2 protein-coding genes are annotated in these 15,635 nt (G+C 63.4%); both read right to left on the bottom strand.

The features are described 5' to 3' along the window. Nucleotides 1-651 carry a SagB/ThcOx family dehydrogenase gene (locus OVA12_RS21995; protein ID WP_268140796.1) on the bottom strand — a complete coding sequence of 217 codons (651 nt, stop codon included), beginning with the start codon at nt 649-651 and terminating at the stop codon, nt 1-3. Next, on the bottom strand, nt 548-15,601 hold the full coding sequence (locus tag OVA12_RS21990) for a non-ribosomal peptide synthetase (protein WP_268140794.1): 15,054 nt from the start codon (nt 15,599-15,601) through the stop codon (nt 548-550). The genes OVA12_RS21995 and OVA12_RS21990 overlap by 104 nt, the downstream gene beginning before the upstream one ends. Nucleotides 15,602-15,635 lie beyond the last annotated feature (34 nt).

Genomic DNA, 15,635 nt, shown 5'->3' with positions numbered 1-15,635 from the left:
CTACAGCCTTTCATCGACAATCGAAGCTTCGCCGGCCGGCGTCGCGGTCGGAACCGCCCTGCCTGCAAGGAGCGTGTGCATAAGGACCTGGTTTGGGCCGAGGCCGAGGGTCTGCCTGTACGATTCGAAATCAAATGAACCCACGTGGCACAGGCCGATATCGAGATCCGCCGCGGCTTCCTCCAGAAGCTGGACCATCGCGCCGGTCTCGATCAGCGAAAGCCTCAGGGAATCCACCCCGTAAAGCGGTGCGATCGCCTCCAGATCACTCACGAGAAACAGCGAGACGGAGGAGGCAGCGGCGACGGGAGCATTGAAGTCCCCAAAGGCGGCGGCCGGTATCGGTCCGTAGGGTGCGACCGGGTAAAGGAGCGCCTCTTCGGGCTGGAAGTAATAGGTTCCCGGCGAGATGTTCGATACAGCGGCGAGATCGTCGGTCGCCGGACGGACCTGCAGGTACACCTGAACCGGATAAAGGCCGCCGGCTGACGCATAACGCAATTTTCCGGACAGGCGCCGACGCAGCGGAGAAAGCATTCCGAGCAGCTCATTCCCGCCAATCGGACAACCGGAAAACCGGCGGTGGGTTCTGCGTTTCAGCGCAATCCCGTCGTCTTCCGAGAATGCGTCCCGTGCCAGGTTCAACGGCACGGTTGCCGGACGACGCAGCGAAATCCGCCGGCTTGCGAAGCCGGATTTTTCCGTTTCGTCGCGGAGCACCGGGATGAGGGCGGCGCGCTGGAGGTCTGCCGGCAGATCCTGGTCCGGTGTCTCCCGGGCGCTGCCGTTTTCTGCGGACGCGGGGCGCAGGGCCCTTGCAAGCTCGATGGCGGATGGATGTTCGAACAGGGCGCGGATACTGGTGTTGGTGCCCTGCGCCCGCAGCCGGGTCGCCACACGGGCCGCGGCAACGGGATCGCCGCTTAGCCGCAAACCAGTTCTCCTCCGCGGCCAGCGGCCGCCCGAGGATCTCCGACCAGACCTGCGCGATGCTCCGCGCCAGCGGCGACACGGTCGCCTCCGCCCTGTTCGCCTCCGATGCGCCGGCCTCATGCGCGGGCATGTCCGGCTCAGGAAGCGCCGCCCGGTCGACCTTGCCGTTCGCGGTCAGCGGCAGGCGCTCCAGCAGCAGCACCCTTGATGGCACCATGTAGCCCGGAAGCTGCCGTCTCAGATGCTCAACCAGGTCCTCCTCGCGCAGCGCGGCGCCTCGCTCAGCCACCACATAGGCCAGCAGGCGGCGCGCGCCCGCCGCGCCCGGAGCCCAGGCAACCGCACGCGCCACATCGGCGTGGGCGCTCAATGCCGTCTCGATCTCACCCAGCTCGATCCGGTGCCCCTGGACCTTCACCTGGAAGTCGCGGCGCCCCAGAAACTCCAGATCGCCATTGCCAAGGTACCGGCCGAGATCGCCCGTCCGGTACAGCCGCTCGCCCGTGCGGGGATGGACCACGAAGCGTTCCGCCGTGCGCTGTTCGTCTCCAAGGTAGCCGTCCGCAAGGCCCGCGCCGCCGATCCACATCTCGCCCGGAACATGGTCCGGACGGGCACGCATCGCATCGTCCAGGACGTGGAACCGCTGGTTCGACAGCGGACGCCCGTAGGCAACCGCACCGGACGACGCGGTCCGGCCCGCCGCCTTCACGTTCGACCAGATCGCCGCTTCCGTCGCACCGCCGAGCGCCCACAGCTCCGCCTGCGGAGCAAAGCCGCAAAGGCGGCTGCCCAGGTCGCCGGGAACCACGTCGCCACTGGCCAGCGCAAGGCGCAGGCCCGACAGGCCCCCGCCCGCCCCAGCGGCCGCTTCCGACAGCAAGATCTCCATCAGGGCCGGGACCGCGTTCCAGACCGTCACCCGGTGCTGCTCCATCCGTTGCAGCCAGTCCTCGGGATCAGGGCGTTCCGAGATGGCCGGGAAGACAACACAGCCCCCGGCCGACAGGAGCCCGAACACGTCCCAGACTGACAGGTCGAAGGTCAGCGCGGACACCGACAGGACGCGGTCCTGCGCCCCGATGGCGAAGCGGCTGTTGATGTCCGCAATCGTGTTCCAGACGGCCGCATGGTTCATGCATACGCCCTTTGGAACCCCCGTGGATCCGGACGTCATGATCACATAGGCAAGTGCAGACGTATCGGTGGGCAAACACGCGGGAGGCGCGGCGGGGGCAAGAGTGTCGGCACAAAGCCGGACGACATGCTCCGGAAGAGCCAGATCGCCGACAAGCCGGCTTTGGGTCAGGACGCAATCCAGGCTGGACTGCGCGACAATCTCTTCAAGCCGGGGCTTCGGCAGGTCGGGGGCGAGCGGCAAATAGGTGCCGCCTGCTGCCAGGATGCCCAGAACGGCGGCAAGCTGCCAGCGGTCCTTTTCCATCTGGACGCCGACGATCCGGCCTTCACACGGGCCGAGCGCGGCCGCAACCGCGCCGGCAGCCGCTGCCAGCTCGCCGTAACTCAGGCTACCGGAGCCGTCGGCGACGGCCGTGCGGCCGGGTTCTGCCGCAGCATGGGCGAAAAAGCCGGCTTCAAGGCGCTGCGGCCGGATCGAACAGCCCGTCTCGTTGACCGTATCCCGGCGCGCGGCCTGAGACGCCGGCAGCGTCTCGAGCAAGGCTCCCTCCCAGCCGGAGCCATCGCACAGCGACACAAGACGGTCCCGGAAAACCTCCTGAACGCCCTCGATGAAACCGGGGTAAAACAAACCACGGACAACGTTCCAGACCGATTGAAGCGCCCCGTTTTCCTCCACGACCATATGGTCGATCCAGGCCTGCGGGGTCTGGCCCTCGCGCTCCACCAGCTCGACCGGGAGACTTTGGCGCTCGCTTTCGGGCAACAGGTCTTCGGAGCCGAACACGCTGGTGAAGACCATCGGCGCCTGGTAGCGCTTCCCGTCCTGCGCACTAGTCTTTGCGCGCATGACGTCGACACCGCTGAACGTGCGGTGATCCAGGTCCAGCCACAATTGTTCCTGAACCGCGCGCGCCAAGTCGCGGAAGCTTTCGGTTCCGCCGGTGTTGATCTCCAGCAGCGTGACGGAAGTGAAGTCACCGATTAGCCGGTTAACAGCGTGATGCAGCGGCAGGCGGTTGAACAGCGTCAGGTTCAACACGAAATGTCCGCTGGCCGCATGTGCGGCAAGGCTTTCGGCATAGACCGTCAAGACAAGTGTCGAAGGCGTGATGCCGTTGGACGCTGCACGCTTCTTGAGCTTCGCCCAGATCTCGGCGTCGATTGTGATCCGCGTGCGGTCGAATTCCGGAAACTCGATACAAGACGGGTCTTTTACGAACGGCAGTTCCGGTGGCCCGGGCAGCCGGTCCAGTCTTTCCGACCAGTAGTCGCGCGCCGCGGCATACTCCTCTTCGGCCCGCAGATCCTGGATTTTCATGACGTAGTCACGAAAACCGAAGTCCAGCGGCGCTGCCGGTTCACCGGGATCGCGGTAAAAACGTGCAAGTTCGTCACCGAGGAGAATAAAGCTCCAGGCATCGCCGATGATAATGTCGACGCCGATATGCAGACGCAGTCTGCCCTCGTCACCAATCACCGCCCGGACCTCGAACAGCGGCCATCTGGAAAGGTCGAAGACCTTCGTGCTAATGTCCTCGCGGACCGCGTCGCACGCTTCGGCAAACGCCTCCTCACCGCCATCGCGCGCATCCGTGACCTCGATCTCATATGCACTGACGTCTTCGAGAACCTGCAGTTCACCGGCAGGCAGGACAATCGCCCTGAGCATGTCGTGTCTTTCGATGACCCGCCGCAGGGCGTCTCCGAAACGCTCGATCTCCAGTCCGTCCGCCTTGAATTCCCAATAGGAATGGGCCGCGGTGTTGCCGAGTTCGAACTCGCCCGTGCGGCCGAGCCAGTAGGCCTGCTGTATCTCCGTCATCGGAAACGGCAGAAATCGCTCGGCGGCATTGTGCTCTGCGACGGCCCCAAGATCCCGGGACACACCGTCGGACTGCCGGCTCCGCAGGACCGAGGCAATCCCGGCAACGGTCGGATTGCGCAGGAGGTCCAGCATTCTGAGCGGAGCCGCAAACAGCGCGCGCAAGTTCGCAAGCAGCTGGACCGCGAGGATCGAATGTCCGCCAAGAGCAAAGAAGTCGTCTGTGAGCCCGGCCCGCGCGACACCAAGCGTGCGTTCAAAGCAACCGGCCACCGTCCTTTCGGTCAAGTCGCTCGGCGGCACGAATTCCGATGACACATGGGCGCCGCGCTCAGGCCGGGCAAGCATCTTGGCGTCGATCTTGCCGTGATTGGTCGTCGGCAAGGCATCGACCCACACGATGCGCGCGGGCAGCATGTGCCGGGGCAGCTTTTTCGCCAGATCCTTGAGCAGCAACCCTTCGTCGAAATCGCTTTCCGGCGCGCAGACGAAAGCGGCCAGCCAGGTTGAATCGGGCTCTTCGAACGCTTTCACATAGGCTTGCGAGACACCGTCCAGCTGAACGAGCGCGCCGGCGATTTCCGCCGGTTCCACCCGGTACCCTCTGATCTTGACCTGGTGGTCGCGGCGCCCGAGGAAAAGCACCTTGCCAGCCGATTGCCTCCGGCCCAGATCGCCCGTCAGGTACAATCGCCCGCCTGATATATGTGGATCGGGCACAAAGCGTTCGGCCGTGAGCGAGGGCTGTCTCAGGTATCCGCGAGCCGCGGCGACACCGCCAATCGCGATCTCTCCGATGGCGCCGTGTGGAACCGGGTGCCCATGTCGATCGATCAGATCCACCCGCGCATGGGGAAGCGCGGTACCAAGAGGCACGCCGGGGAGCAGCTCGTGTCCAAGATCCCGATCGGGCTCCAACCAGGTTGCAAGAGCACCGATGGTTCCCTCGGTCGGACCATAGTGGTTTATGATCCTGAGATCGGGATTGATCCGGCGATACTGGGCGATATCGTCCTGGGAACTAGCTTCTCCCCCCAGCATCAGCACATGCGAAGGCAGGATCCGGCGCGGTTCGACCGCATTGGAGAGCAAGGCCCGCAAATGCGTGGGGGCAATCTTGAGGAAGTCGATCTCGTTTCCGGACATGAAGGTCGCGAAACTATCCGCGTCCAGCACGCAATCGCGATCGAGAATATGCAGTTCCCGCCCTGTTGCCAGCGCCCCCCAGATGGTTGTCAGACTGGAATCGACGGCGGAAGATTGAACCAGTCCAACCTTGCGGGATATCAGCTCCGGAAATCTGCCGGACAGGCCGGTGACATAGGTCGCAAGGCTCAGGTGTTCGATCTCGACACCCTTCGGCTGCCCCGTGGAGCCGGACGTGTACATCACGTAGGCTAGATCTTTGGGCGCAGACGGGCGGAGGTTCTGCTGCAGGTTCTCTCGTAGCTCGTGCACCGGATGCAGGATCTGCAATCCGCTGACGTAAGGCGGATCCGGCAAATCCGAAACAAGAACGGCGGCGCGCGAATCCGAGAGAAGCTGCTGCAGCCGTTCTTCAGGAAGCGTAGGGTCCAGGGGCATCCAGGCCGCGCCGGCCTTCCAGACCGCGTAGTGAACAACCGCGATCAGAAGCTGATCTTGCAGGCAGACCCCGACGACCGTTTCGCGCTGACAGCCGAGATCCAGCAGGGCCGCGGCCAGCGACGCGGCTCTTGTCTCCAACTCTCCGTAGGACAACTCTTCAGCGCCGCATTTCACGGCGAGCGCGTCAGGCTGGTTCCGGCAAACAGACTGAACCATCTCCGGAACCGTGAGGGCGGCCGCTTCGACGAGGGTCTTGGGCCGCGTGCCGGCCAGGACGAGATCCGCCAGACGGCACTCAGGTTGCGTCGCGACCTGCCGGATCAGTTCGTCAAACGATGCGGCGATATGTTCGACCGTGGCCCTATCGAACAGCGCCGTATCGTATTTGAAACTGAGCTCGGCACCGCCTTCGCCGTCAGGGACCACGACCAGTGCCAACTCGGTGCGCGCGCTTCCCGTTTCCAGGGGCTGGGCCAGAAGCTGCAGGTCGCCGATGCCGCGACTGGTTGCAGGCGTGTTGTGCATAACAAAGGAGGTCTGGAACCCGGGCGCCCGGTTTCGCTCACGCGGCAGATCACAGGCCGTCGCAACCTGATCGAAGGGCATGAGCGCATGCTCCAGCGCTCCGATCACGCGCGTTTTCACCCGTTCAGACAGGTCTTCGAAGGTGCGTGCCCCTGACAGGTCGGCGCGAATTGCGACCATATTCACAAAGCAGCCGACCAGGCCTTCGACATCGGGATGGTCGCGCCCGTGCACCGGAAGCCCAACGACGACATCATCGGTGTTGCCATACCGGCACAGCAGATGACACCAAAGCGCCAGCAGAGAAATCGATAGGCTGCTGTGCCGCTCGCCCGAGAGGCTTGAAAGCCGGCGCAGAAGGTCGCCGGAAACGCTGCATGACTGCAAGGCAGCAGTCCGGTGCTCGACCGGACCGGGCAGGCGATCGAACGGAAGCGCCGTGCCCGCCGGACAGTCGGCCAAAGTCGTGCGCCAGTATGTTTCGCATGAGTCCAGCGCCGCACCGGCAGGCGTGCTCTGCAGATGTGCCGCGTAGTCCCCGAATTGCCGGGACGCAGGTGCGAGCCTGCATGCGCGGTCTTCTTGCGCCGCAAGGTACAATTCGTTCAGGTCCGACAGCATGATCTCCAGCGACCATGCATCGATGATCGCATGGTGGGCCGTAACGCAGAGCCAGTGCTCTTCCGCGTTCAGACCCACGATCCTGAAGCGCAGCGGCGGCGCTTCCGCGACATCGAACTCCCGGCTTTGCTCCGAGATCTTGATCGCCGCCAGACGATCCTGCCTCTCGGTTTCCGGAAGAGCCTGCAGATCATCGAAAACGATGTCCGGATCGCACGCGGCATTTACCTGCTGAACAATTTGACCTGCCGATTTCACAAAGACAGTCCGAAGGGCTTCATGGCGCTCGCAAAGCTCGGTCAGGGCCTGTTTGAACGGTGCGGCTTGCAACGGGCCCTTCAGCAGAACCGCGACTGAAATCACATAGAGCCGGGTATCGTCGGCGATCGCCTCTGCGTTGAAGATCGCGGCTTGTGCCGGCGCGAGGGGAAAGATCCCACCCCGCGGGCGCAGCGAAATCCGCCGGCTTGCGAAGCCGGATTTTTCCGTTTCGTCGCGGAGCACCGGGATGAGGGCGGCGCGCTGGAGGTCTGCCGGCAGATCCTGGTCCGGTGTCTCCCGGGCGCTGCCGTTTTCTGCGGACGCGGGGCGCAGGGCCCTTGCAAGCTCGATGGCGGATGGATGTTCGAACAGGGCGCGGATACTGGTGTTGGTGCCCTGCGCCCGCAGCCGGGTCGCCACACGGGCCGCGGCAACGGAATCGCCGCCGGCCGCAAACCAGTTCTCCTCCGCGGCCAGCGGCCGCCCGAGGATCTCCGACCAGACCTGCGCGATGCTCCGCGCCAGCGGCGACACGGTCGCCTCCGCCCTGTTCGCCTCCGATGCGCCGGCCTCATGCGCGGGCATGTCCGGCTCAGGAAGCGCCGCCCGGTCGACCTTGCCGTTCGCGGTCAGCGGCAGGCGCTCCAGCAGCAGCACCCTTGATGGCACCATGTAGCCCGGAAGCTGCCGTCTCAGATGCTCAACCAGGTCCTCCTCGCGCAGCGCGGCGCCTCGCTCAGCCACCACATAGGCCAGCAGGCGGCGCGCGCCCGCCGCGCCCGGAGCCCAGGCAACCGCACGCGCCACATCGGCGTGGGCGCTCAATGCCGTCTCGATCTCACCCAGCTCGATCCGGTGCCCCTGGACCTTCACCTGGAAGTCGCGGCGCCCCAGAAACTCCAGATCGCCATTGCCAAGGTACCGGCCGAGATCGCCCGTCCGGTACAGCCGCTCGCCCGTGCGGGGATGGACCACGAAGCGTTCCGCCGTGCGCTGTTCGTCTCCAAGGTAGCCGTCCGCAAGGCCCGCGCCGCCGATCCACATCTCGCCCGGAACATGGTCCGGACGGGCACGCATCGCATCGTCCAGGACGTGGAACCGCTGGTTCGACAGCGGACGCCCGTAGGCAACCGCACCGGACGACGCGGTCCGGCCCGCCGCCTTCACGTTCGACCAGATCGCCGCTTCCGTCGCACCGCCGAGCGCCCACAGCTCCGCCTGCGGAGCAAAGCCGCAAAGGCGGCTGCCCAGGTCGCCGGGAACCACGTCGCCACTGGCCAGCGCAAGGCGCAGGCCCGACAGGCCCCCGCCCGCCCCAGCGGCCGCTTCCGACAGCAAGATCTCCATCAGGGCCGGGACCGCGTTCCAGACCGTCACCCGGTGCTGCTCCATCCGTTGCAGCCAGTCCTCGGGATCAGGGCGTTCCGAGATGGCCGGGAAGACAACACAGCCCCCGGCCGACAGGAGCCCGAACACGTCCCAGACTGACAGGTCGAAGGTCAGCGCGGACACCGACAGGACGCGGTCCTGCGCCCCGATGGCGAAGCGGCTGTTGATGTCCGCAATCGTGTTCCAGACGGCCGCATGGTTCATGCATACGCCCTTTGGAACCCCCGTGGATCCGGACGTCATGATCACATAGGCAAGTGCAGACGTATCGGTGGGCAAACACGCGGGAGGCGCGGCGGGGGCAAGAGTGTCGGCACAAAGCCGGACGACATGCTCCGGAAGAGCCAGATCGCCGACAAGCCGGCTTTGGGTCAGGACGCAATCCAGGCTGGACTGCGCGACAATCTCTTCAAGCCGGGGCTTCGGCAGGTCGGGGGCGAGCGGCAAATAGGTGCCGCCTGCTGCCAGGATGCCCAGAACGGCGGCAAGCTGCCAGCGGTCCTTTTCCATCTGGACGCCGACGATCCGGCCTTCACACGGGCCGAGCGCGGCCGCAACCGCGCCGGCAGCCGCTGCCAGCTCGCCGTAACTCAGGCTACCGGAGCCGTCGGCGACGGCCGTGCGGCCGGGTTCTGCCGCAGCATGGGCGAAAAAGCCGGCTTCAAGGCGCTGCGGCCGGATCGAACAGCCCGTCTCGTTGACCGTATCCCGGCGCGCGGCCTGAGACGCCGGCAGCGTCTCGAGCAAGGCTCCCTCCCAGCCGGAGCCATCGCACAGCGACACAAGACGGTCCCGGAAAACCTCCTGAACGCCCTCGATGAAACCGGGGTAAAACAAACCACGGACAACGTTCCAGTCTACGTTGAGACCGCCATCCTGTTCATAGACGATACAGTCAAGGGCGACTTGCGGCGTCCGACCCGAACGGTATTGGACGTTACCGAGATCCGCGTCCGCGTCTTGTTCCAGATTGGAAAGAATGCTCGTGAATACGACCGGAATCGCCTCCAGAGTACCGCGTGCGCGCGCGAGGTCTCTTTGAACGGCGACGCCGCTGTAGTCTGCATGATCCAGGTCAGACCAGAGCTGTTGCTGAACGCGAACGGCAAACGACTGGAAGGTTTCATCCAATCGCGCATCGACTTCGAAGACGTTGACCGAGGTGAAGTCGCCGACGATCTCGCCGATGCCATCCACCGATTGGGGTCGGTTGAACAGCGTGAGCGAAAGCAGGAAATGTTGGTCTTGCGCATGCTGGGCGAGCGCTTCCGAGTAGACGGCCAGCAAGAGCCCTGACGGTGTCAGGCGGCGCGATGCTGCGGCTTTGCGGAGCGCCTTCCACGCCCGTGCGTTCAGCGCGATCGTGATCCGCTCATGGCCGGCTTCCGCACGATCGGTTTCCGCCGCATAGGGCAGCGCGATCGGACCCGGCATCGCATCAAGCCGTCCTGCCCAGTATTCGCGGACGCTTTTTCCGTGCGGACCGGAAGACTGCCTTCGTTTTTCCAGCACGAACTCTCTGAACGAGGTTCGGATTCGCGGGAGAAGGTCGTCCTCTTGCCGATAGAGACAGACAAGATCCCTAGCGATGACTTGAAAGCTGTGCGCGTCGGCGATGATCAGCTCGCATCCGAAGTGAATGGTATCCCGCGCACCGTCTCTGGTGACCGCGACGGAAAAGAGCGGCCATCGGGACAGGTCCCCGGCGCCGCGTTCGAGCTCCTCGCGCAGATGGCGCATGCGCGCGTTCGCTTCCGCTGCCGGCATGCCGGCAACATCCAGCACCTCGATGGGCAGATCGCTGACCCGATCAAGTATCTTTTGCGTGCCATCCTCCAGGATGACGGCACGCAACATGTCGTGCCTGTCGATAAGCTTGGCCCAGGCCTTTCGAAAGCGGTCGAGATCGAGACGGTCGCAGGCGATTTCTACATAGGAGATCGCACCGGTCGAAAGGCTCAGCTCGTCGCTGCGCCCGACCCAATACGCCTGCTGCAGCTCCGTTAACGGAAACGGTGCCGTTGCATCGGCAGCATCGGCATTGTCCTTGGTTGCCTCGGGTGATTCCGGCTGGGCGATCAGGGCCGCGATGCCTCGAACGCTGGCGTCCTGAAACAACGCCAGCAGCGGTATCTTGACCCCGAAATGCTGCTCGAGCCCGGCAACGAGGCGCATTGCCATCAGCGAATGTCCGCCAAGCGCGAAAAAGTCGTCGTCCGCAGAAGCAACCGGGTGGCCAAGGCAGCTTTCCATGAGGTCCGAAACGAAAGCTTGGGTCCCTGTCAGCTTCCGCTTCGGAGCGTTGCGGGACACATTGGCGGCCCCGCGCTGGAGGATCTTCTGTCGGTCGATCTTACCGTTCGGCAGCTTCGGAAGCTCGTCGACCAGAGTGATCTGCTGAGGGCACAGGTGGAGAGGCAACACGCCTGTCATCGCGCCCTTGAGATCGACCAGCGAGAGGTCAGGACGGCCCGGCACGATCCAGGCGGCGAGGACAGGGTGCCCGTCGCTCGCGCGTCCAGAGCCGACAAAGACCTCCTTGACCTCGGCGAGCTCCTTGAGCATGGCCGCGATCGAGGCCGGGTGAACCCGTTGACCGAACAGGTTGAGCTCGTCATCCGCCCGGCCGAGCAGGGTGATCTGGCCGTTCGCCTCGATTTTTGCAAGATCCCCGGTGCCAAACACGCGCGTCCCGTTTTCGGCGGGCGCGAAACGCAGCGCGGTCTGCGCGGCATCGCCTGTGTAGCCCATGGCGAGGCTGGCACCCTCCACGGTCAGCTCTCCGACTTCTCCAACACCAGCCGGGGAACCATGAATTCCACGCACCTTGAGTTTTGTACCCGGGGCGGCAGCGTCGATCGGTAACACCTGGTCGGCCGCGTCTCCAAATGCCGCGATCTGAGCTGTTTCCGTTGTCCCATAGGCATTGCACAGCCGAATGTTCGGTGCGCTGCGATAAGCGGATTTGACAGCTTCGGGGCTTGCAGGTTCGCCGCCGAATACCAGGAGACGAAGACTTTCGACCTGCGTGCCGGCCTCTTCCGCCAGGGCGTGCCAGCGGCTGGGTGTGACATTTGCCAGCGTCACGCCCGCGCGAGCCAGCCACTCGATGTTGCCAAGTCGAGCCGAGGGAAAGTGCACCGATGCTCCCGCAGCCAGGGGAAGCAGGATATCCCGCACCAGTGGATCATGACCCAACGCGGATAAAACCGCCGATCTGTCCGTCGCCGACAGTGCGAATTCTTCGATATACCAATGGGCAAAGACGTCGAGGGCGGAGCGTTGCATGACGACGCCGCGCGGCAGGCCGCTTGAGCCCGATGTGAAAGTGACACTGACCGGGAGATCGTTGCGCGGGAGCGGAGAACAGGTCGCTACAACGGTGCAGGCCCCTTCGGAAAGGCCTTCCTGGCTGTCGTCGAAGATCCCGCAGCGCATCTGCAAATCGCTAAGTGCTGCCAAGGCAGCATGTGAAGTACCCCCGCCCGCAAGAACGACTGCATCTGGAGCACAGACACCAGCCTGACGGGACAGCCAGGCAGCAGGGGCTGCGGCATCGACCACGCAATAGGTTGCCCCAAGGCGCAGGCAAGCCAGCATCGCGACGGGAAGCCGCCAGTGCTTTTCCGCCAAAAGCAGTACCCTATCCCCGGATCCGACACCGCTTCGGGAAAGCGCCTCGGACAACGCCGATGCCCGGCCAGAAAGGTCGCCATAGCTCAGCTTCTTGTCGTCGTGGTCAATAGCCGGTGCGTGTGGGCGGGCAGCACAGGTCTGATTGATCAGGTCGAGCAGTCCGGGTTCGTAGGTGGCAGCTCTACCGGAAATTGCCGGAGCGGTGGGAAGCGCGATCGAAGCAACACTTCCCTGATTTGCGCAGAGAGCATCGAGAACCGTGACATACTGGGTCACAAGAGCGTCAATTCGATCGTCGGAAAAGAGCGCCTTGTTCCAGACGAGACCAATGTTCAGACGCCCGCCAGGCTCGGACACATAAAGGTTCAAGTCCAGTTTCGACGTCAGGTCAGAGACCGGAACATGGCATGCTGTGAGAGGACCGAATTCGAGTGTTTCGGGAAACGCGCCCAGTCCGTTGAAGCCAATCTGAAAGAGCGGATGAACAGCGACATCCCGATGGAGCAGGATGTCCGAAACGATGGCATCAAACGGGATATGCTGCTTGTCCGAGGCCTCCAGAAGGTTCTCGAATACCTGCTTGACGAAGAGATCCGTGCCGGTTGCCGGTTCTATTTCGACCGGGAGGGCGACCGTATTGACGAGCAGACCCGCAAGGTTCTGCGTTGCAGCGTCCAGCCTGCCCGCATGCGGCACTCCGATCAGGAACTTCGCTTGTCCGCTCAGCTTGCCGACCAGAACGGCAAGCGCCGCCAGAAGGACCGAATTGACGGTGCTTCCGGTGCGGCGGGCTGTCTGGCGCACCTGCAGCTCGCACTTCGGACTTAACGTGATAAGGCGTTCACCTCCCGCAAACGTAGCCTTTTGCGGGCGTGCCGGTCCGTCCGACAGGTCGATGAGCTGTGCATGCCCCTCAAGTCGCTTCCGCCAGTAGGCCCGTCCGCCTTCATATTCCGCCGGGGACATTTGCCTGGTCCGGGCATAATCGAGAAAGGATGGAGCTTCCTGAAGTAAAGGGGCACGGTGCTCCAGGCGGGCGGCATACTGCTCCGCCATTTCCTCCAGCAGAATGCGAACAGTTGCGCCGTCGGAGACGATGTGGTGCATGCAAAGGATGACGAGATGGGTATCGCCCTCATCTTCGTCAACGGGATGAATGTCAAGGTGCCATAGAGGCACCGCCTCCAAGGCGAAAGACCTCCGGGCCGCGCGCTGAATCCGGTCCTGCAGATCCTCCGGCGAGATTTTCTCCGCATGGAAGACCACCGGCGTTGGAGCGCCTGCGGACACCCGCTGCATGGGTGTTTCACCAATTTCAATCTCTATCCGGAGCACGTCGCGGCGCAATTGAACCGCACGCACACTCTCCTCGAACACCGTGGACTGGAACGGGCCTTTCAAGAGGAACGCGGCCACCACGTGGTAACTTGTGTCTTCGGGAAAAAGTTCAGAGAGCCAAAGCAGCCGCTGCTGTGCCGGAGTGAGCTGCGCCTCCCCGACTTCCCTTTTTTCCGGATATCCGCCGTCCGGGCAAACGTCTCTGGAAAGACCGGCAATGTGCCGCGCTAGATTGCCGGGTGTGCGTTCGTTGAAAAGATCCCGCAACTTCAAGCCAGGCACGCGCGTGCGCAGGGCCGCAAAAACGCGGGAGGCGTCAAGCGATGATGCACCTGAATCGAAAGGATCCACGTTTTCTGAAAGTCCGGACAGGCCGGTCTGGGATGTCCAAATGGCCGCGATCTCGGCTGCGGTCGGCATGCCGTGCGCCTCGCCTTGTTGCAATGAACCGGCACTTTCCACCAGAGCAACCAGGCCTTGAAGAGACCGCGCTTCACGCATGAGGTCGCGGAAACTCAGATCAATTCCAAATTCCTCGTTCAGTCCAACCAGCAATCGCACCAGGCTGAGAGAAGTGCCACCGGCCTCGAAGAAGTTCGCGTCGGCTCTGTCCGGTCTTCGTCCCAGCACCGCTTCCCAGATTGCCGCGACACGGCTTTCACCAATCGTTTGCGGGACAGGCTCAGGGAGTTCCGTCTCTACTTGAACTTGCCGAAGGGCGGCAAAATCGACCTTGCCGTTGGGCGTTAGTGGGAAGACGGGTAAAATGACGACCTGGTCCGGTGTCATATAGGCAGGCAACCGCTGTGCTATCGCGCTGCGAACCTGAGGTTCGGCGGCGGAACCGCTGACCCACAGGCACAATCTTTCGCTGCCATCCGCATTGGACCTGAGCGCCACGTACGCGCCGGTCACACCTTCCGCATCGCATGCCGCCTTTTCGAGTTCGGCAGGTTCGACCCGGTATCCGCGCAGCTTCAATTGCCGATCCGCACGATCCACAAACTGCAATTCGCCGGACGCCAACCGGCATACGCGGTCGCCGGTGTCGTACATCCGTGCCCCGTTGCCCGTCGGATCGGGAAGGAACGCGGCCGCCGTCAGCCCTGGCTGGTCCAGATATCCATGAGCGAGGCCGATACCACCTACATACAGACGCCCTATGGCGCCGCTGGAAACGCGCTGGAGCCGGTCGTCCAGCACCTGCATAGCCGCACCAGAAATCGGACCTCCGATGGGAACATCGTGATCGTCCGCGGCGACGTGCAAGTCGGCATCATGGAAGCTGCAGCCGACGGTCGTTTCGGTCGGGCCATACTCATTCACGACGCAAGACGCATTGCAGTATCGAACTGCCAAACGAATGTCGGATCGCGTTACACGTTCAGCGCCCAGCACGACGGTATCAGCACGTCCCGAGCCAGAGCCGTCCAGCAACTCTGAAAGCATGCGCAGATGGCTTGTCGTCAGGCTCAAGAAGCCAAACCGCGCACCAGATTGCAGCCGATTTGCCAGCGTCTCGATTCCATGCGGCATGACTTCGACTGTCCCGCCTTTCACTAGGGGTGTGAACAGGTTTGTCAGCGACAGATCGAAGGACGACGATGAAACATGGGCCCCGCCTTGCGCGGCGTTAAAGTGTTCGGAAGCCCAAGACACGTAATTGCAAAGCGCCGAATGCGGCACGACAACGCCTTTCGGCGCTCCCGTCGACCCAGACGTGAACATGACATAGGCAACGTCCTTGTCATCTTCGCTCGCCAAGGGAGCAATCGGACCACGTGCATCCGGTGAAACAACGTCGACGCCAAATGTCGTCAGGCGATCGGCAATCCCATGATCCGCGACGGCAAGCCGGCATTTGACAGCCTTCAGAAGCGTTTCCAGGCGCCGGTCCGGAACGTCGGCAGCGATTGGAACCGAAACAGCGCCGCAACGCCAAACGGCAAGCGGAACGATCACATCATTTACCGACCGCTGAAGCATCAGGGCGACGTGATCGCCGCGTTTCAGACCTGCTGCATGCAGCGCTCCTGCCAGATCCCGCACCCGTTTCGCCAGAACCCTGTAGGTCATCGCCTGATCGTCCTGCCGCAATGCGACAGCGTCTGGTGTTTGTCCGGCCTGTTCTGAAACCAGGACATCAAGCCGGCCGCGGATCGCACCGGCCCCGGTTAGCACCGGCACTTGCGGCACCTGGCGGCTGACGTCAGCGCGCGGCAAATCTGTCACGAGGATATCGGGTGTATCTGCTGCAGCTTCCAGCAACTGCGCGAAAACCTTCACGAGATCTTGCGCTGTGTGGTCGGTATAAAGCTCCGTCGAGTATTCGAGCAGGACGCTCAATCCCTTGACCTTTTCGCTCACCTCAAAGCTAAGA

The organism is Pannonibacter sp. SL95 (genome assembly GCF_026672425.1).
In the GTDB taxonomy this organism is placed as follows: Bacteria; Pseudomonadota; Alphaproteobacteria; order Rhizobiales; family Stappiaceae; genus Pannonibacter.
Note: the sequence above shows the minus strand (reverse complement) of the source record. Positions and strands in the feature narration are given on the sequence as shown.